This window comes from Tardiphaga sp. 285_C5_N1_2 (assembly GCF_052076065.1).
Lineage (GTDB): Bacteria > Pseudomonadota > Alphaproteobacteria > Rhizobiales > Xanthobacteraceae > Tardiphaga > Tardiphaga robiniae.
Window position 1 is genome coordinate 3468229 of record NZ_CP197241.1, and the last position, 19435, is coordinate 3487663.

General features: G+C 61.4%; 17 protein-coding genes. 8 read left to right on the plus strand and 9 right to left on the minus strand.

All coding sequences use genetic code 11. From position 1 onward, the window contains the following. The first annotated feature begins 77 nt into the window (after positions 1 to 77). The 4 genes from AB7951_RS16625 to AB7951_RS16640 are packed head-to-tail and all read left to right on the plus strand — an operon-like array spanning position 78 to position 6053. Positions 78 to 935 (plus strand): FAD binding domain-containing protein, encoded by an 858-nt coding sequence (locus tag AB7951_RS16625; protein WP_120290976.1) that lies wholly within the window; start codon positions 78 to 80, stop codon positions 933 to 935. Further along, a complete protein-coding gene (locus tag AB7951_RS16630) occupies positions 932 to 3268 on the plus strand; it encodes a xanthine dehydrogenase family protein molybdopterin-binding subunit (RefSeq protein ID WP_120290974.1) in 2337 nt (778 codons plus the stop codon). The genes AB7951_RS16625 and AB7951_RS16630 overlap by 4 nt, the downstream gene beginning before the upstream one ends. Then, positions 3265 to 3744 carry a (2Fe-2S)-binding protein gene (locus AB7951_RS16635; protein WP_120290972.1) on the plus strand — a complete coding sequence of 160 codons (480 nt, stop codon included), beginning with the start codon at positions 3265 to 3267 and terminating at the stop codon, positions 3742 to 3744. Before AB7951_RS16630 ends, AB7951_RS16635 begins: the two co-directional genes overlap by 4 nt. After that, entirely contained in the window at positions 3741 to 6053 is a 2313-nt protein-coding gene (locus AB7951_RS16640; RefSeq protein ID WP_439061380.1) for a xanthine dehydrogenase family protein molybdopterin-binding subunit, read from the plus strand. Before AB7951_RS16635 ends, AB7951_RS16640 begins: the two co-directional genes overlap by 4 nt. Here AB7951_RS16640 and AB7951_RS16645 read toward each other — a convergent pair whose 3' ends face one another. From AB7951_RS16645 to AB7951_RS16680, 8 genes are all read right to left on the minus strand, one after another. Continuing rightward, positions 6054 to 6515: a MarR family winged helix-turn-helix transcriptional regulator gene (locus AB7951_RS16645; protein ID WP_120290968.1), complete on the minus strand. Its 462-nt coding sequence runs from the start codon at positions 6513 to 6515 to the stop codon at positions 6054 to 6056. It lies immediately after the preceding gene. 69 nt (positions 6516 to 6584) lie between these two features. Beyond that, positions 6585 to 7313: an ABC transporter ATP-binding protein gene (locus AB7951_RS16650; RefSeq protein ID WP_092151506.1), complete on the minus strand. Its 729-nt coding sequence runs from the start codon at positions 7311 to 7313 to the stop codon at positions 6585 to 6587. Beyond that, positions 7313 to 8080, minus strand: coding sequence for an ABC transporter ATP-binding protein (locus AB7951_RS16655; RefSeq protein WP_093758939.1), 768 nt, complete (start codon positions 8078 to 8080; stop codon positions 7313 to 7315). The genes AB7951_RS16650 and AB7951_RS16655 overlap by 1 nt, the downstream gene beginning before the upstream one ends. Next, positions 8077 to 9975 carry an ABC transporter permease subunit gene (locus AB7951_RS16660; protein WP_441255922.1) on the minus strand — a complete coding sequence of 633 codons (1899 nt, stop codon included), beginning with the start codon at positions 9973 to 9975 and terminating at the stop codon, positions 8077 to 8079. The genes AB7951_RS16655 and AB7951_RS16660 overlap by 4 nt, the downstream gene beginning before the upstream one ends. 70 nt (positions 9976 to 10045) lie before the next feature. After that, positions 10046 to 11266, minus strand: a complete 1221-nt coding sequence (locus AB7951_RS16665; protein WP_120291209.1) for an ABC transporter substrate-binding protein — start codon at positions 11264 to 11266, stop codon at positions 10046 to 10048. Between the two features lie 305 nt (positions 11267 to 11571). Further along, positions 11572 to 12381 carry an SDR family NAD(P)-dependent oxidoreductase gene (locus AB7951_RS16670; RefSeq protein WP_089267123.1) on the minus strand — a complete coding sequence of 270 codons (810 nt, stop codon included), beginning with the start codon at positions 12379 to 12381 and terminating at the stop codon, positions 11572 to 11574. Positions 12382 to 12433: 52 nt separating this feature from the next. Next, on the minus strand, positions 12434 to 13222 hold the full coding sequence (locus AB7951_RS16675) for an enoyl-CoA hydratase-related protein (protein WP_120290964.1): 789 nt from the start codon (positions 13220 to 13222) through the stop codon (positions 12434 to 12436). A 3-nt stretch (positions 13223 to 13225) separates the two neighbouring features. Next, positions 13226 to 14086 (minus strand): alpha/beta fold hydrolase, encoded by an 861-nt coding sequence (locus AB7951_RS16680; RefSeq protein ID WP_120290962.1) that lies wholly within the window; start codon positions 14084 to 14086, stop codon positions 13226 to 13228. Positions 14087 to 14272: 186 nt separating this feature from the next. Here AB7951_RS16680 and AB7951_RS16685 point away from each other — a divergent pair, with 186 nt between their 5' ends. The 3 genes from AB7951_RS16685 to AB7951_RS16695 all read left to right on the plus strand — a co-directional run bounded on the left by AB7951_RS16685 (position 14273) and on the right by AB7951_RS16695 (position 16837). Further along, complete coding sequence (locus tag AB7951_RS16685) at positions 14273 to 15253, plus strand: ABC transporter substrate-binding protein (RefSeq protein ID WP_120290960.1); 981 nt, start codon at positions 14273 to 14275, stop codon at positions 15251 to 15253. A 61-nt stretch (positions 15254 to 15314) separates the two neighbouring features. After that, the gene (locus AB7951_RS16690; protein ID WP_158596829.1) at positions 15315 to 16058 is read left to right on the plus strand and encodes an ABC transporter permease; all 744 of its coding nucleotides are present in this window, start codon (positions 15315 to 15317) and stop codon (positions 16056 to 16058) included. Then, on the plus strand, positions 16055 to 16837 hold the full coding sequence (locus AB7951_RS16695; protein WP_439061379.1) for an ABC transporter ATP-binding protein: 783 nt from the start codon (positions 16055 to 16057) through the stop codon (positions 16835 to 16837). Before AB7951_RS16690 ends, AB7951_RS16695 begins: the two co-directional genes overlap by 4 nt. Positions 16838 to 16948: 111 nt before the next feature. Here the strand turns inward: AB7951_RS16695 and AB7951_RS16700 are convergent, their stop codons facing one another. Then, complete coding sequence (locus AB7951_RS16700; RefSeq protein WP_158596828.1) at positions 16949 to 17797, minus strand: cyclase family protein; 849 nt, start codon at positions 17795 to 17797, stop codon at positions 16949 to 16951. Between the two features lie 295 nt (positions 17798 to 18092). Here AB7951_RS16700 and pncB point away from each other — a divergent pair, with 295 nt between their 5' ends. Next, on the plus strand, positions 18093 to 19394 hold the full coding sequence (gene pncB / locus AB7951_RS16705) for a nicotinate phosphoribosyltransferase (protein WP_089267118.1): 1302 nt from the start codon (positions 18093 to 18095) through the stop codon (positions 19392 to 19394). Positions 19395 to 19435: the final 41 nt, after the last annotated feature.

Below are 19435 nucleotides of genomic sequence, written 5' to 3' on the forward strand. Positions count from 1 at the left end.
GCGACACTGATTGACTTCCAAAAGACGATTGTTAGCATACAAGTGAATTTTGGCCCTCCTGCCCGGGGTTTTTCCATATGAAGCCGGCGCCGTTCACGCGACACGTCCCACGCACCGTGGATGAAGTTGTGAGTGCATTGGCCGAGTTTGCGCCGCTCGATGGCCGCATTCTGGCGGGCGGCCAGAGCCTGGTGCCGATCATGGCGTTCCGCATGGCGCGGCCAGCACACTTGATCGATATCAATGAGGTCGAAGGGCTCGACCGCCTCGCTGTCGACGGCGACTATCTCTCGATTGGCGCGCGGGTGCGCCACGGCGCATTCCACAAGCCTGTCATCGACGGTCCACTTGGTAAGCTCCTCGCTTTCGTCGTCAGCCACATCGCGCATTATCCGATCCGGATGCGCGGCACGTTTTGCGGCAGCCTCGCCCATGCCGATCCTGCATCGGAATGGTGCCTCGTCGCGGCAACGCTGGACGCTAAGCTGGTCGTGAAGAGTGTGCGCGGCGAACGCATCGTGCCTGTCACCGATTTCCTCGAAGGCATCATGTCGACATCGCTGGCCGAGGACGAATTTCTCGCCGAAGCACGGTTGCCGCTGCTACCCGACGATACCAAATTCGGCTTCTATGAATTCAGCCGCCGTGCCGGCGATTTTGCAATGTCGGCAGCGCTCGTCACCTATCGCCTTGTTGATGGCGTGATCGCCGATGCACATGTCGGCATCGGCGGTGCCGAGGATCGTGCGCGACGCATTCTCGAAGCCGAAGATGTTTTGAACGGTAACGCGCCCTCGCCAGACCTGTTCGTGGCCGCGGGCGAAGCCGCGGCCAATGCAATCGAGCCGCTGGAGGATATCCAGACCACTGCGGAATATCGCTGCGATCTGGTCCGCGCCGTGACGCGGCGCGCGCTGGAGCGGTCGACGCAATGACGATCCACACCAAGGGCACCGGCACGACCTGGGTTGGGCGCTCGATCCGCCGGCTCGAGGATCCCGCCCTCGTCACCGGCCGCGGCCGCTTCACCGCGGATATGCCGGCCACACACTGGGTGCGCTTCGTCCGCAGCAGCGTGGCTGCCGGAACGATCGAGAATATTACTGCACCGGAGGGCGCAGGCATCGTCACGGCCAAGGACCTCGCAAAGCTGAAGCCGATCCGGCCGATGCTGAGCAAGTTCAATTATGTCGCCGTGGGTCAGCCGATCCTTGCCGATGGAGTCGTGCGGTTCACAGGTGAGTCCATCGCGGCCGTCTACGCACCGAGCAAGGATCAGGCGGAGGACATCGCCGATCAGGTCGAGGTCGAGATATCCGAAGGGGCACCGCTAATCGATGCGATGGATGCGCTTGCCGAAGACGCTCCGCTGGTTCACGCCGACACCAAGCACAACGTCATCGTCGAGGGTCGCATCGCGACACCCGGCTTCGAGGACGTCTGGAAGACCGCACACAAGGTGCTGCATGTTGAAGCGCGCTCGCACCGTCAGAATGCGACGCCGATGGAGGCCCGCGCAGGTCATGCCTCCTATGACGGATCGACCGGTCGCGTGACACTGACCTGCACCACGCAGATGCCGCATCTAACACGCACGGCGGTGTGCGACATTCTCGGCATTCCCGAATCCGATCTGCGCGTCGTCGCCCCCGATGTCGGTGGCGGCTTCGGCCAGAAGATGTCGCTCGCGCCGGAATATGTGCTGCTGGTCTGGCTGGCGCGCAAACTGCGCAGCTCGGTGGCATGGACCGAGGATCGCCGCGAAAACCTGATTGCCAGCTTCCACAGCCGCGACCAGCACGTGCAGCTCGAAGGCGCATTCGACAAGAACGGCAAGCTGCTCGCTTTGCGCGGCGATATCGCCGCCAATATCGGCGCCTATTCCTGTTTCCCGACGACCTGCGGCGTCGAGCCCTTGATGGCGCTGGCCGAACTCCCCGGCCCCTATGACGTCCGCGCCTATGATTGTCGCTCGCGCGGCGTGATGACCAATACCTGTCCGATGGCGCCCTATCGCGGCGTCTCGCGGCCGGTCATCACCTTCGTGCTCGAACGCTTGATGGACAAGGCTGCCGCCGCTTTCGGCATCGAGCCGACCGAATTGCGTCGCCGAAACCTCATCGACAAATTTCCCTATACATCAGCGACCGGTCTCGTCTTCGACGACGGCAGCTACAAGGAAACCATGGAGATGGCCATCAAGGCCATCGACCTCGACGCGTTCCGCAAGCGCCAGAAGATCGCGCGCGATTCCGGCCGCTATCTCGGTATCGGCTTTGCCACCTTCTCCGAGCGTACTGGCTATGGCAGCCCGGCTTTCGCGGCACGCGGGATGGAGATCACTCCGGGCTTCGAGACCGTGTATCTGACCATCGATCCCTCGGGCTTCGTCGAAGCGCGGATCGGCTCGTCGCCGCATGGCCAGGGACTGCGCACATCACTGGCGCAGATCATCGCAGACGAGATCGGCATCGATCCGGAATTCATCAAGGTGGTTCACGGCGACACCGATCGCTCGCCCTATGGTTGGGGCACGTTTGCCAGCCGTTCGTTGGTGCTGTCGGGCGGCGCCAGCCTGCTGGCCGCGCAAAAGATCCGCGCCAAACTGCTGAAGATGGCGAGCCATTTCCTTGAAGCCGCGCCCGAAGACATCACGCTGCAGTCCGGCTCGGCGCATGTCATCGGGACCGATCGCTCCGTCACCATCGCATCGATGGCGCGTGCGGCCTATCACCAGACCCACATCTTCAAGGGCGAGATCGAACCGGGCCTCACCGAGACCGGCACCTACGATCCGTCGGGCACCTTCTCCAACGCCTGCCATGTCGCGATTGTCGAGGTCGATATCGAGACCGGCCGCGTCGAGATGGAGAAGTTTCTGGTCGCGGAGGATGCCGGGCTGATCATCAATCCGATGATCGCCGACGGCCAGGTGCATGGCGGCGTGGCGCAGGGCATCGGCAACGCGTTGCTGGAAGAGATCATCTATGACGAGACCGGCAACATCCTGACCAGCACGCTGGCGGATTTCCTGCCGCCGACGACGCACGAAATTCCCGAAATCGAGCTGCATCACGTCGAGACCCTAACCGGTAACTCCATCACCAAGGCCAAGGGCCTCGGCGAAGGCGGCGCCATCGGCGCGCCGGCAGCGGTGATCTCCGCAATCAACGATGCGCTCTCGCCATTCGGAATCTCCATCGACGAAATGCCGGCAACGCCGCAGCGCATTCGTGCGGCCCTGCGCAGCAGCGGGAAACTCTCATGAGCGACAAGACCGACATCACCCTCACCATCAACGGCCAAGCCCACAAGATCAACGTCGAATCCCGCCGCACGCTGGCCGACGCGATCCGCGAGGATTGCGGTCAAACGGGTACGCATATCGGCTGCGAGCACGGCGTGTGCGGCGCCTGCACCGTGCTGGTGAATGGCGAACCGGTGCGCTCGTGCCTGATGTTCGCGCAGCAGGCGGACGGCAAGCAAATCCGCACCGTCGAAGGCCTCGCCGATGGCGACAAGATGCACCCGATGCAGCGCGCCTTCATGGAGAACCACGGCCTGCAATGCGGCTTCTGCACACCCGGCTTCCTGATGCTCGCCGTCGGCGTGCTGGAGCGCGAGCCGGATATTTCCGACCATGATCTGGTCGACGTGCTGTCGTCGAACCTGTGCCGCTGCACCGGCTATCAGAACATCATCAAGGCGGTCCGCGCCGCCGCGGTGGAGATGCGCCAGTCGTGACGGCTGCCGCCAAACCGGGACTGGTTGGCCAATCCGTCACTCGCAAGGAAGACGGCCCGCTGCTGCGCGGCCAGGGCAAGTTTGCCGCCGATATCAATTTCCCGAACCAACTCTATATGCGTGTGGTGCGCTCGACCTACGCGCACGGCAATATCGTCTCGGTCGATCTCGCGCCGGCTCTGGCGATTCCGGGCGTGGTCGCCGCCTGGAGCTTTGCCGATGTCTCCGAGATTCCGCCGATTGATTTCCGTCTGACGCGGCTAGAGCAACTCGCCGCCTATCGCCAGACCATTCTGGCCAAGGACAAGGTGCGCTATGTCGGCGATCCCGTCGCCGTCGTGTTCGCCGAAGACCCCTATCTTGCCGAAGATGCCGCCGAGCATGTCGAGGTCGAGATCGAGGAACTGCCGGTGATCCTGCAGGCCGATGGCGAGATCGGCGAGTTCCGCGACGGACTACCGACCGAGACCGCGCTGATCGAGAAAGGTTATGGCGACGTCGATGGAGCGTTCGCCAAAGCGCATGCCGTAGTCAGCCTTTCGCTCTCCATCGGTCGTCATTCCGGCGTTCCTCTGGAGACGCGCGGGGCCATTGGCCGTTACATCGCCGAGACAGACATGCTGGAAATGTACGGCGCTGCGAAAGTGCCGCACTGGAATCGCGACCAGCTCGCCAAGATGTTTGGCCGCACCGCTGCCAACACCAATCTGTTCGAAGGCCATGTCGGCGGCGGCTTCGGCATTCGCGGCGAGATGTATCCCGAGGACGTACTGGTGTGTCTGGCCGCGCTGCGCCTCGGCCGCCCGGTAAAATGGATCGAGGATCGCCGCGAGCATCTGATCGCGGCCAATCACTCGCGGCAGCAGACCCATCACATCCGCGCGGCGATCGATCGCGACGGCAATATTCTGGCGATCGACAACGAGTTCTTCCACGATCAGGGCGGCTATATGCGCACGCATGCCGCCACCGTGCCCGACCTCGCCGCTGCGATGCTGCCCGGTCCCTATCGCATTCCCGCCTATCGCGTGCTCGGCCATATCCGCCTGACCAACAAGACGCCTGGCGGCACCTATCGCGCGCCTGGCCGCTATGAGAGCACTTTCGTGCGCGAACGCTTGCTGGATGCGGTCGCGGCCAAAGTGGGGATCAGCGGCGTCGAGGTCCGCCGCCGCAACCTCATCGCGACCAGCGAGATGCCGGTCACGCGTGCATTGGAAACGCTCGGCACCGACATCGTGCTGGATTCAGGCGATTATCCGAAGCTGCTGGACAAGGCTCTGAATGGCATCGGCTGGGACGACCTGCAGACGCAGATTACGTCGCGTCGCATGGCGGGCGAACTGGTCGGCTCCGGTGTCGCCATGTTTGTCGAGAAAAGCGGTCTTGGCCCGTTCGACGATGTGCGGATCAATGTCGGGACCGACGGGCTCGTGGAAGTCGTCACCGGCGCCGCTTCGGTCGGCCAGGGCGTTGAAACTGTCATCGCTCAAATTTGCGCAGAGAAACTCGGCGCCAGCTATGACAATGTCAGCGTGATCCACGGCCAGACCAACCGTATCGCCAGAGGCCTCGGCGCCTTCGCCTCGCGCGTCTCCGTGATGACGGGCGAAGCGACGCGGCAGGCCGCGCTGAAACTGCGCGATAAGGCTCTGGCTGCGGCAGCCGAATTGATGCAATTGTCCGCAGATCAACTCGACATTGTCGACGGTCACATCGTCCGTCTCGATGGCAGCACCGGCCCGTCCATGACGCTTGCCGAGATCGCGAAAGCGCTCGAGCCGGGAAGCAATCTGCTCGGCGAGGACGAACCGGGCCTGTTCGCCGAAGCATCGTTCGAATCCAAGCATATGACCTACCCATACGGCGTCCATATCGCCGTCGTCTCGCTGGCGCGCGATACAGGCGGCATCAGCGTCGAGCGGTATCTTGTCGCCTATGACATCGGCAAAGCGATCAACCCGATGCTGGTCGATGGCCAAATCGTTGGCGGCGTGGCCCAAGGCATCGGTGGTGCGCTTTATGAAGAGTTCACCTATGACGACCGCGGCGAACCGCTGGCGGTAACCTTCGCCGACTATTTGATGCCGACGGCCCGCGAAGTACCTGATGTCGAAGTGATCATTTCCGAGGATGCGCCGAGCCCGCTCAATCCGATGGGGCTCAAGGGCGCCGGCGAAGGCGGCACCAATGCCGTCGGCGCGGCGATTGCAGCGGCCATCGACGACGCGCTCGGCCAGCCCGGCGCCATCACGCAGCTGCCGGTCTCGCCGCAACGGATCAAGGCGCTGCTCAATAGCAAAATGTGATCAGGTAATCTTCTTCAGCAACCGCGTCAGCGTGCGCTGCTCTTCGGCCGTCAACGGTCGCAGCGTCTTGGCGCTGACCTCCGCTGCAACGCGGATTGCCGCATCGACCACACGGGCGCCCTTCTCGGTCAGCGACACTGCACGGCGACGGCGATCCGTAGGGTCGCTACCGGTGGTGATGAATCCGCGCAGGCCCAGCCGATCCACAACCCCCTTGATGGTCGCGGCATCGAGATAGACCAGCCGCCCCAGATGGTTCTGTGAACTCGGGCCGACCTCATGCAGCTTCGCCAGCACGGCGAATTGCGTCTGGGTCAGATCCTCGATCATGTTGGACATGAAGATGGAGGTGTGGCGCTGCATCGCCACGCGCATCAGGAAGCCGACCTGGGAGTCGAGGACATAGTCCGGCGATGGCTCCGCGGTCGGAAGGGCCTTCAGCTTGGTCGGTTTCTGCGCCATGTCGTCCCCGATGATCTCTTGCTAGTTATGAACGATCTTCGGTTGCCGCGACAGTTGAAGTTTTGGTCGTTACACCGTCAAATAAGCGCGTTGAATGTCAATATTCTCCGCAAGCTCGGCCATCGTGCCATTCCATTGGATCTGGCCCTTTTCGAGGACATAGGCCCTGTCCGAGACCAGCTCGGCGAAATGCACGTTCTGCTCCGACAGCAGGATCGACACCCCGGCCTTCTTGAGCTCGAGAATGGTATTGGCCATCAGTTCGACGATCAGGGGGGCAACGCCCTCGGACGGCTCGTCCAGCAGGATCAGCAGCGGATTGCCCATCAGCGTCCGCGCCACGGTGAGCATCTGCTGTTCGCCACCGCTCATCCGCCCTCCCGGACGGTTCGGCATTTCGCCCAAGTTCGGGAACAGCGCCAGCAACTTCTCCTCGGTCCAGACCGGCGCCGGAACGCCGTCGCTGAACTTGCGCGGCGGCTGGCGGCCGATATCGAGATTTTCCAGCACCGTCAGATCGGAGAAGATACGACGGTCTTCCGGCGTGAAACCGAGGCCGAGCCGCGCAATCTCGTAAGGCTGCCGGCCGGAGATATCGTGGCCATCGAACCGGATCTTGCCGGTAGACTGCGCCATCAGGCCCATGATGGCCTTCATGGTCGTGGTCTTGCCGGCGCCGTTGCGGCCCATCAGTGCCACGACCTCGCCGCGCCCGACATTGAGGCTGAGGTCGTAAAGGATCTGCGCGGCTCCGTAGGACGCACCGAGATTTTCGACCGAGAGCATCGGGGCACTCATCAGTGAGCCTCCGATTTCTGGAAGGTCTTGCCGGTGCCGAAATACACTTCCCTCACCTGCGGATTGTCGCGGATCGATTTCGCATCGCCATCGGCAATCAGCCGTCCGCGCGCCAACACGATGATGCGATCGGCGAAGGCAAAGACAACATCCATCGAATGTTCGGTGAACAGCACGGAGATGCCCTTCTCGATCACCAGACGCTTCACCAGCGCAATCAGGTCGTTGCGCTCCTTGGGCGCCATGCCGGCAGTCGGCTCGTCCATGAGCAGCAGCCGTGGATCGTTGGCGAGCGCAATCGCCAGTTCGACGCGCTTGACGTCGCCATAAGCCAGCTCGCGGCTCGGCCGATCGGCGGCGTCCTGCATGCCGACCTGGGCCAGCAGCTCCAGCGCGCGTTCACGATGCAGCGAGGATGCCGGCTTCCACAGCCGATAGACCTGATTGGCGTGGGAGATCAGCGCCATCTGCACATTCTCGATGACCGTCATCGAATTGAAGGTGGCGGCTACCTGAAAGGTACGACCGATACCAAGGCGCCAGATATCGCGTGGCTTCTTGCCGTTGAGCTTCGCCCCTTCGAACCAGATCTCGCCGGAATCCGGCGGCAACTGGCCGTTGATCATGTTGAAGCAGGTCGACTTGCCGGCGCCATTCGGGCCGATCAGCGCAAGAAACTCGCCGCGCTTGATGTCGAACGACACTTCGTTGACGGCACGCACACCACCGAAGGATTTCGAGAGCGAACGAATGGCGAGGTCGCTCATGATGCGGCCTTCGATGTTGTCTTTCGTCGCGAGATCAGCTTGACGAGGCCGCCGACGATGCCACTCGGGAACGCAAGCACCAGCAGCAGAATGATGCCGCCGAGCAAGGCCCGCCAGTATTCTGTGGAACGCATCATGAAATCCTGCAGCACCGCATAGACCGACGCACCGACAATCGGGCCGGTCAGCGTCTGGATGCCGCCGAGAAGCACCATGACGAGACCATCAATGGAGCGGCTGACGCCGATGGTCTCCGGCGAGATCGAGCCCTTGGCGAAGGCGAACAATCCACCGGCGATGCCGCAGATGCCGCCAGCAATGGCGAAGGCCAGCCAGTGCACACGCTTGACATCAAGACCGATCGCTTCGGCGCGCAAGGGAGAGTCACGCCCTGCCCGCATCGCGTAACCGAATGGCGCGAACAGGAATTTGCGGAGCAACAATACGCCGAGCGCGGCCAGTGCGAGTGTCAGGAAATAGAATGCCCCACGGCTGTCGAATGGCGCAGTGGGCCAGACGCCGAGAACGCCGTTGGAGCCACCGGTGAGTGTCTCCCACTGGAACACAGCGGCCCAGACGATCTGGGCGAAGGCGAGCGTGAGCATCGCTAGATAGACACCAGACAGACGCACGGCGAACCAGCCGAACAGCAGCGCGCCGACCAACGCCAGCACTGGCGCGGCTGCCAGTGCGAGCCCCATCGGCGCAGCAAACCATTTCACCAGCAGCGCTGCGCCGTAAGCACCGAGGCCGAAATAGGCCGCATGGCCGAAGGAATGCATGCCACCCGGCCCCATGATGAAATGCAGGCTGGTTGCAAACAGCACGGCAATCAACACGTCGATGCCGAGCACGAGCGTATAGGGCGAGTTCTTGGCGATCAGTGGCAGGCACACGAGAACGACAAGAAGGATGAGGCCCGCGATCTTCGTGGCCGGTGTCGCAGGACGCAGCGGCTCTTCGGGCTCAGCCACGCTGCGCACAGCCACCTGCTCCCGACCGAGCAAGCCGTAGGGCCGTGCGATCAGCACCGCGGCCATCACGAGAAATTCGGCCACCAGCGTCAGTTTGGAGAAATTCACCGTGAAGCCGCCAAAATTCACGACGCCGAGGCCGATGCACAACGCCTTCACCTCGGCGATGATGACCGCCGCAAGATAGGCGCCGGAGATCGAGCCCATGCCGCCGACCACAACGACGACGAAGGCGTCGCCGATCACGATCAGGTCGGTCGCCAGCGTCGCCGGCTCGCGCGCAATCTGCAGCGCGCCGCCAAGGCCAGCGAGCAAAGCGCCGAGCGCGAACACGCCCGTGAACAGCATGGCCTGGTTGACGCCGAGCGCGCCCACCATCTCACGGTCCTGCGTGGCTGCGCGCATCAACCGGCCGAAGCGGGTCTTGGCCAGCGCCAGATGCAGCATCCACAGTACGAAGGGGCCGACGAAAATCAGGAAGATATCGTAAGTGGGCAGCCGGCGGCCGAGCACCTCGATGGAGCCGGTCAGGCCTGGCGCGCGCGGGCCAAGCAGATCCTCAGGACCCCAGATCCACAGCGTCGCGTCGTTGATAACGAGCACCAGCGCGAAAGTAGCGAGCAATTGAAACAGCTCAGGCGCGCGATAAATCCGCCGCAGCAGAAGGATCTCGATCGCACCGCCGATCAGGGCCACCAGCAATGCGGTCAGAACAATGCCGCCCCAGAAGCCGACGGCACCGCCGACCTTGGTGGCGATGCTGTAGGCGATATAGGTCCCGATCATATAGAGGGACCCGTGAGCGATATTGACGATCCGGGTGACGCCGAAAATCAGCGACAACCCGGCCGCCACGAAGAACAGGCCGGAGGCGGCCGACAGGCCGTTTAGTGCCTGAAACAGAAACGCGTTGAAACTCATCGGAGGAATCCCCCTCCCCGCGTTGAACGTGCGAGGAGAGTATCAACGGCGATCATCGTCGTACTTCCTGTTACTCGGTCGCGGGACGGAGCTTCTTAACTTCGGCGTCGCTGGGCAGCACCGATGCACCATCGACATATTTGAAGTCGGCCATGGTGCCCTTGCCGCCTTCAAGCGCGATCTTGCCCACGTAAGCGCCCATGGTCGCCTGGTGATCGCTGGCGCGATACATGAACGGACCGAACGGGCTGTCGAGCTTCAGACCTTCGAAGGCCGTAATCAGCTTGTCGGTGTCAGTCGAACCTGCCTTGGCGATACCGGCAGCCAGAGAAGTCATCGTGACATAGCCGACGATCGAACCAAGACGCGGATAGTCGTTGTACTTCTTCTGATAGGCCGTCAGGAAAGCCAGGTATTCCGGGGTCTTGATCTTGTCCCAGGGATAGCCGGTGACGATCCAGCCGACCGGCGCTTCTTCCTTCACCGGATCGAGATATTCCGGTTCGCCCGACAGAAGGCTTACGACGGTGCGATCCTTGAACACGCCACGTGTGGTGCCTTCACGGACCAGCTTGGAGAAGTCCGCGCCGAACAGCACGTTAAAGATCGCGTCCGGCTTGGCATCGTCGATGGCCTGCACCACGGCGCCGGCATCGACCTTGCCGAGCGGCGGTGCCTGCTCGGTGACGAATTCGATGTCAGGCTGCTTGGCCTTCATCATTTCCTTGAAGGTCGCGACCGCGGCCTGGCCGTATTCGAAGTTCGGATAGACCAGCGCCCAGCGCTTCTTCTTGGCAGCCAGCGCATCCGGCAGCAGCATTGCGACCTGCATATAGGTCGTGGCGCGCAGGCGGAACGTATACTTGTTGCCGTTCTGCCAGGTGATCTTGTCGGTCAGCGGCTCGGCAGCGAGGAAGAACACTTTCTTCTTGCCGGCGAATTCGGTCACCGCGAGACCGATATGCGAGAGGAACGTTCCGGCGATGATGTTGACGCCTTCGCGCGTCACCAGCTCATCGGCCACGCGCACTGCATCGCCCGGCGTCGAGCCATCGTCGCGCGAAATAACTTCAAGCTTCTTGCCAAGCACGCCGCCCTTGGCATTGATCTGTTCGATCGCCAGCTCCCAGCCCTTCTTGTAGGGATCGAGGAACGCGGTCTGTGTCTTGTAGCTGTTGAGCTCACCGATCTTGATCGTGTCCTGCGCGAGAACCGCGTGGCCGAACGACAATGTCAGTGCGCCGGCCATTGTGCCGGCAATCGCGAGTGAGTGAAGGGAACGAGCCGTCATCATGATCGAACTCCGTTGTGATCGACGTTTGCGATAGAAGTGATTCTCGCCGAAGCCTTCGCAAGAAACGGATCGACCGTTCGCCCTTGCGTCGCTTGCAGCCCCATGTTTGCAACGTGAATTAGTTTGTACGCAAATAGTCCGGCGCACTCACTTTGTTGTCAAGACTGGTCTTGGTGCAACATGCCTAGCACACCGCTGAAGTTTTGATCATCCAATGTCAGCAGATTGCGTGCGCAACTGCGGCGTAATTTCGCAGAGCCGCGCGGCGGGGTATTCCGCCGCCGCGCGTCCTGTTTTGACGACTACCGATCGCGGAAACGGTCCATCAGCGCCTTGTCCTGACCGCCATCGATTTCGATCATCGTGCCGTTGGCCATCTGCACCAGAGGCGACGCGAGCATGACAACAAGGTTTGCAACTTCCTCGACTTCGGCGATGCGGCCGAGCGGGATCGAGGCCGGCGCCAGCTTGTCGGCTTCCTCGTAGGAGATCTTCATGTCGCGCGACATGGCGTTGACGAGGCCGGCCCAGCGCTCGGTACGAACCGGACCCGGATTGACGGCGCAGAACGAGATGTTGTGACGGCCGTACTGACCGGCGAGCGACAGGGTCATGTTCTGACCAGCAGCGTTCGCAGCACCCGGTGCGATTTCCCAATAGGATGGCTTGACGCCGTCATTGCCGATCAGATTGACCACGCGGCCACCACCCTGCTTGACCATGATGGGCAGCGCGTAGCGCAAGCAGCGCACATAGCCCATGAATTTGAGCTGCAGCGCCTGTTCCCAGTCGGCTTCGGTGAGCGTCTCGATCACGCCGCCCGGCGCCGAACCGGCATTGTTGATCATCAGATCGATGCTGCCGAGTTCCTTGGCGGCCTTCTCGACGAAAGCCTTGGCATCCGCATCCTTGGTGAGGTCGGCGGTAATCGCGACCACCGTCACCCCGTAGGCGTTGCGGATTTCTTCAGCCGTTTTCTCCAGCGGCTCCATGCGACGGGCGCAGATGGCGACATTGACGCCCTCCTTTGCCAGCGTCATGGCAATCGCCTTGCCGATACCTTCGCTGCCGCCGGTGACGAGAGCGCATTTGCCTTTGAGTTGGAGATCCATGTGCGTGTCCTTCTGAGGTTGGCGGAAATGAAAACGAAAATTCTTAGGTCAATCAGCTTCCTGTAAAGCGCGGGGGTCGTTTCTCGGCAAAGGCCTTGCGGCCTTCGGCGTAGTCGGCGCTGGCGTCCGCCGCGGCATAGAACTGCTCGGCTTCAGCCAGGAGTTCGGCATTACTCGTGCTCAGCGCACGAATGGCAGCCTTGGCCGCCTTGATGGTCAGCGGCGCATTGCCCGCGATCTTCCTTGCAAGCTCGCCGGCCAGCGATTCAATGTCAGCCTTCGGTGCGATGATATGCACAGCGCCCAGCGCATGAGCGCGTATGGCAGGCAGACGATCCGCCGTGAACAAGACTTGCCGCGTCGCACCGGCGCCGAACACGCGGATAAAGCGCGCGATACCGCGCGGATCGTAGCCCAGACCAAGCTTGGCGGCGGGTACTGCGAAGAAGGCATCATCCGCAGCAACGCGCATGTCGCAACTCGCAGCAACGGATGACCCGGCACCCATGCAGCCGCCATAGATCAGGCCGATGGTCGGCTGCGGGATCGCCTCGATCGCCAGACAGGTATTCTCGACCAGATCGTCATAGGCCCGGGCATTGCCCTCGCCTGATCGAGCCGTGGCAAAGTCGGAAATGTCTGCGCCTGCGGAAAACATCAGGTCGCCCTCGCCGCGGATGACCACGACACGGATATCCTTGCGGGTGGCGACGTCGCCGGCAAAGGCGGCGATCTTGTTCCACATCGCCGTGGAGATCGCGTTACGTCGTGCCGGATTGGCCAGACGCAGCGTCGCGATGCCGTCCGCAATATCAATGACGATATCGCCGGGCGTGCTCATCGCTCAGGCCGCCGGCTTGTGCGACATCCAGCGACCGGACTCGGCCGCCGGGAAAAGCTCAGCCAGCGCTGCATTGAATGCCGCCGGCTCTTCGCTGGTGATGGTATGGCTGGCACGCGGCAATACCAGAAGACCTGCTGTCGGCACCGTACGCTTGAGAAAGATGCTGGGATCGAGGCACCAATCGTCCTCGTCGCCAACGATGATCAGCAGTGGCGGCGTGAATGTCTCGAGTTGCGGCTTCATCTCCCACAGCATCGGCCGCTTGGCCTGCAACTCGCGCATGGTCAGCGCGTGCCCGACCGGAGAATGATCTGCCAGCATGCGCGCAAACTCGGCAAAGCCGCGCGGGTCCTTGTTCTTGTGGGTCTGACGCGTTGCACCATCGGCATAGCGCGCTGCAGCGGTCGGAAAATCGACCGTCTCGAACATTTTTGCGGTTTCGCGCGAGGCTGCACGGCCCTGCTCCACAAAGGCAGGATCGGGACTGGAGCCGTAACCGCAGCTTGCAGCGGTTACCGACAAACAGCGATCCGGATAGTGAATGCCGACATGTAGCGCCGTCGACGCGCCCATGGAATGACCGACGATATGCGCCTTGTCGATCTTCAGTGCATCCATCAATGCGATGACGTCATCGCGTGCAATATCCTGGCCGTAACGCGCTGGATCGGTCGGTACATCCGATGGCGGATAACCGCGCTGACTATAAGTAACGCAGCGATAGGAGCGTGAGAAGTAACGAAGCTGCGGCTCCCAGGTGCGGTAATCTCCCGCATACTCATGAACGAAAACCACAGGACTCCCGGTACCGACTTCCTCATAATAGAGTTGCGTCCCGTCGGGCGTCGTCACGTGCGGCATCGTCGCCTCCTGCAGTCAGAGCAGATTTCATTTGCACACAAACGAAATGCTAGTAGCGTTATTTCACGACTGCAAGAGGATTTAGTGGATTCAATTTTGGCATATCATTTGCTTACAAACAAATATCGCAACGCCGCATAAACCGATCGAAAAGCCACGCGCCACAACGTTTCTTGAGGAGATGTCATGACCGGACTTTCGCGACGCGCCTTCACAATGGGCACAGCTGCTACGCTGATGAGCAGCGCGCTCGCAACAAATTCGCAGGCGCAGGCGCCGACAAAAATCCGCGTGGGTAGTCTGACACTTCCCGTCTTCGCGCCGATCATCGTCAACATCATGAAGGCGCAGAAGTTCGATACCAAGAACGGTTTCGAGGCCGAAGTTCAGGTCTACCCTTCTTTCTCCTCTTATTATGCAGGCCTCGCCACCGGCGAAATCGACACGCTGATCGGCGGCCCGACCTACTTCCAGAAGCTGCGCCTCGAAGGCGTGCCGCTGCAAATCGTCGCAACAGGTGCCACGCTCGCCGATCTCGTCATCATCACCAAGGACCCGGCCATCAAGTCGCTGGCCGACCTCAAAGGCAAGCAACTCGCCGCCGACATGGGCAGCGGGCAATTCCAGATCCTGTCGATCTACGCGAAATCCAAAAAGATGGACCTCGCCAAGGACATGACATTGGTCAACGCGAACTTCGCTGTAGCGCGTGCGCAGCTTGCCGCCGGCCGCGTCGATGCCGCGATGATCATCGAGCCGATCGCCACCATGATGATGAAGGACGATCCGTCGCTGAAGATCATCTTCAACGCCAATGACGGATGGAAAGAGATTGCGGGCACAACCGGCTGGGAGCTGGTCTATGCCATGCGCGAGGATACCATCAAGAAAGCCCCGGATGCGCCGAAGAAGTTCGTCGCGGCGCTTGCGGACGTCACCAAATATCTGCGCAGCGATCCGGATGGTGCCGACAAGATCGCAGTCGAGACCGTGAAGCTGCCGCCCGGCATCTTGAAGGAAGCCGTGCTCGCCAAGCGCTGGGACTTCGACGCCAAGCCAGCCTGGGACGCCACCGAACGCAAGAGCATCTGGGATACGTTCGAGCGCGCCGTCGCCGCCGGCTTCCATCCAAAGCTGCCTGACGAAGCGATCATCTATGCCCCCTGACGAGCCGAGACCTGCCACGCCATTCGAGGAACCGATCTTCGCAAGGTCACCGCGAAGCCTGATGATCTCCAGCCTGCCGCGCGAGACGATCATATCGATCGTGCTCTTCGCGATGGTCTGGCAGGTCATGTCCTATCTGGCACCGTCGCTGGGCATTCCCGCTTTCGCGATCCCGGGCCTCGGCCGCATTGCGCAGAGCCTTGCCAAGATCACGCCTCTCGACGTCGCGGTGACGCTCGGCCGCGTGCTGCTGTCGCTGGTCGTCTCCTTCGTCATCGGACTGCTGGTGGCAGTGCTGATGTATCTGTCCGAAAGCATCGAGAAATATCTGCGGCCGATGGTGCGGATCCTGATGGCGGTACCGGTCGTCTCCTGGATCCTGTTCGCGGTGCTGTGGTTCAAGGGCGTCGAATTCCGCATCGTCTTCGTGCTGGTTGTGGTCTGCGCACCGGTTTTCACGGTCGACGCCCTCGACAACATGCGCGAGGTGTCGCGTGACCTGAAGCAGATGATCCGCTCATTCAGGCCGACGCCGTTGCAGTTCTTTCACAAGCTGATGCTCCCGGCGATCACACCAGGGATCATCACGAGCTGGAAGATCACGCTCAGCCTCGCCATCCGCGTCGTCACCATCGCCGAACTGGTAGGTGCGGTAACCGGCATCGGGCATCAGCTCTCGGTCGCGCAGGAATTATTCTCGGTGGCCGACGTGTTTGCCTGGACGCTGGTGCTGGTCGTGCTGCTGTTCTTCCTCGAGGCATTGCTCGTCAGGCTCGAAACGCACGTATTGCGGTGGCGGGCATGACGGCAGCTTCAGCGCCCATCGAGATCGCGCAGTTGCGCAAGGTGTTTCGCCAGACCACATCCGGCCAGTCGATCACAGCCATCGACCAGTTGTCGCTGCGGATCGAGCCTGGCGAACTCATCGCCATCGTGGGCAAGACCGGTTGCGGAAAATCGACCCTGTTCGACCTGTTGATCGGGCTCGAACATCCCACCGCCGGCAGCATCACCATCGGCGGCAAGACGCCCTATGACGACTTCAATGCCTTTCGCGGCAAGATCGCGACGATCTTCCAGCAGGATAGGCTGTTTCCGTGGCGCTCCGCGCTTGATAACGTCAAGCTCCCGCTCGAACTGATCGGCATCACCGAAGATGTTCAGCAGGAGCGCGCGATGACGTGGCTGAAGCGGCTGGGGCTGGAGAAATTCGCCAATGCCTATCCGCGCGAACTTTCCGGCGGCATGCGCCAGCGTGTTGCGATTGCCCGTGCTTTCGCCGTGCAGCCGGAAATTCTGCTGGCGGATGAGTCCTTCAGCGCGTTGGATGAAGTCACCGCCAATGAGCTGCGAAAAACCTTCGTCGATCTGGCACGGGAGTTTAAATCGACCGCGATCCTGATTACGCATCAGCTCGAGGAAGCGATGGCCGTGGGTGACCGCATCGTGGTGTTCGGAAAATCAGCGACATTGCTCGCCGACATCCGGATGGCGGATTGGGACCGCGCGGACTATCCCCTGCTCCGCGAAGGCATCCAGAATACGCTGCAGGCAAACGCGCCGGATGCGCGGTTGAAACGTTGACCTCTCAGCCGTCATTGTGAGCGCAGCGAAGCAATCCAGTCATTCATTAAGAAAGAACTGGATTGCCGCGTCGCTTCGCTCCTCGCAATGACGTGGATAGGCCTTACGCCCTCACCCCATGATCGCCTTCGCCGCGTTCCCCATGGCTTCCACCGAGGCATCGCCCGTATCTGTGAAGCACAGGATACGACACGGGCATGACTCCAGCCCGTCATAGCGCCATGGGAAGGCGCCGATCAGGCAACGCTGGTTCAGCATTAGCTCGATGTCGCCGCCGATATTTTCGGCATGCAGCAAGCCTTCCTGGAAGGCGTAATTGTGGAACGGGAACATGTCGGCAGAGACATGCCGGCCCGAGAGCTTGTGTGTGTATTCGAAAGTGCCGAAGAATTCCGCCGGCGTCTTGCCGTTCTTCTTGGTGAACTGCGCCGCGATGTCCGGCCGCATATTACGGATCGAGGTGTTCATCGAGTGGTCGCAGGAGCCCGTGTCCATGCCGAACCATTTGATCTTCTTCTCCAGCATCCAGTGCAGCGTGTCGAGATTCGGACCGGGGTGATAGCAGAAGTACTTCACCAGATCCTGCTGCGCCTGACCTTCGTAATATTTATGCCAGCCGGTGTGCAGGATCAGAATGTCACCTTCGCGGATATCCGCGCCGGACTTCTCAAGCATCTCAGGCGTGATCACCGCCCAGTCGTGCATCTGGCTTGAGATGTCGACGACGACGCCGCGATTGAACAGGTAGTCCAGCGGCAGCGAGGCCATGTCGCCCTTGCGCCCGTCGGTGGCGTGCATCGCGCCGTCGAAATGCGTGCCGGCATGCAGCGCCGTCTCGATCCGCTGCGCCACGATCATCTGCGTCTGCAGGTTCTGCGCATAATACATCTTGTTGCCGGCATAGCCGACCCAGCCGGGCGTGTGGATGTTCATGACGTGGGAGAGATCGACGACTTTCATGGTGCTGTCCTTCATCGTTTCGGGGCGCCCACCGGCAGGTGGAAATCGTAAGCATGCAAACAATTCTGCGCAATGCCCGCAGATGCAGGATCAGGGCCAAAAACAGATGGACAAACGCTGGGCTGCCACGACAATCCTCGATTGTGAAAGCGCCGTTCAGCGCTTGCGTTGACATCGATAAACCCGGCGGATACGCCAATTTAATGAACTGCTGCAAAGACAGCGTCAGCGATGCGGCCACTGCCGTTTCGGTGCAGGTGCCACGATCAGGCACGTTACCAGGAGTGGCGTTGCCATGATGGATTTCGCCACCCGGGTCCACAATCACAACTACCGGCTTGATCCGATCATCCGGTCGCTGCTGGACACCGACTTCTACAAATTCCTGATGCATCAATTCATCTGGATGCTTTATCCGAAGGTGCCCGTGACCTTCGGCCTGATCAATCGGACCAAAACCGTCCGCCTTGCCGAGATCATTCCGGAAGCGGTGCTGCGCGCGCAGCTCGATCATGCCCGCACGCTTTCATTCCGAGAGAACGAACTGATCTGGCTGGCCGGCAACCGCTTCTATGGCCGCCGCGACATTTTCCGTCCGGAATATATCGAGTATCTGCGCAGCTTCAGGTTGCCTGACTACAAGCTTGAGACCATCGATGGTCAATATGTCCTCACCTTCGAAGGTGACTGGGCCGAAGTCACGATGTGGGAGATCTACGCCCTCGCCATCGTCAGCGAATTGCGGTCGCGGATCGCCATGGCCACGCTGGACAAGTTCGAGCTGGATATTCTCTACGCCCAGACCAAGACCAAGATCTGGAACAAGATCAAGAAGCTGAAATCCTATCCGGACATGCGGCTCGCGGAATTCGGCACCCGTCGCCGCCACGGCTTCCTGTGGCAGGAATGGGTGACGGACGCGATGGCCAACGAGCTTGGCCGCAGCTTCGTCGGAACGTCGAACGCCCTGCTCGCCTTCAAGCATTCATTCGAAGCCATCGGCACCAATTCGCACGAACTGCCGATGGTGTTCGCCTGCCTCGCCGAAAACGACGACCAGCTGAAGACCGCGCAATATGACGTGCTGGCGAAATGGCAGGAGGTCTATGACGGCGAATTGCTGATCATTCTGCCCGATACGTTCGGCATGACGCAGTTCCTGCGCGACGCACCGCCCTGGGCCTCACAATGGACCGGCATGCGCATGGACAGCAAGGAGCCGGTTGCGGCGGGCGAAGAGATGATCGCCTGGTACGCGATGCGCGGCGAGGATCCGCGCAAGAAGCGCGCGATGTTCAGCGACGGTCTCGAAGTCGATCTGATGATCGATCTGCATCAGCGCTTCCGCGGCCGCATCCGCGAGAGCTTCGGCTGGGGCACCATGGCCACCAACGACTTCCGAGGCGCCCATCCGCGCGGGCTCGATTCACTCGACCCGATCAGCCTGGTCTGCAAGGTCACCTATGCCAACGGCCGCTCGGCCGTGAAGCTGTCGGACAATCCGGCCAAGACCACCGGCAGCAGCCCTGCGGAGATCGAACGCTATCTGCGCATCTTCGGCCGCGAGGGCGTCGCCGAGCAGCCGGTGATCGTCTAGCCAGAACCGCAAACGCAAAAAGCGCCGCCCGGTTTCCCGGA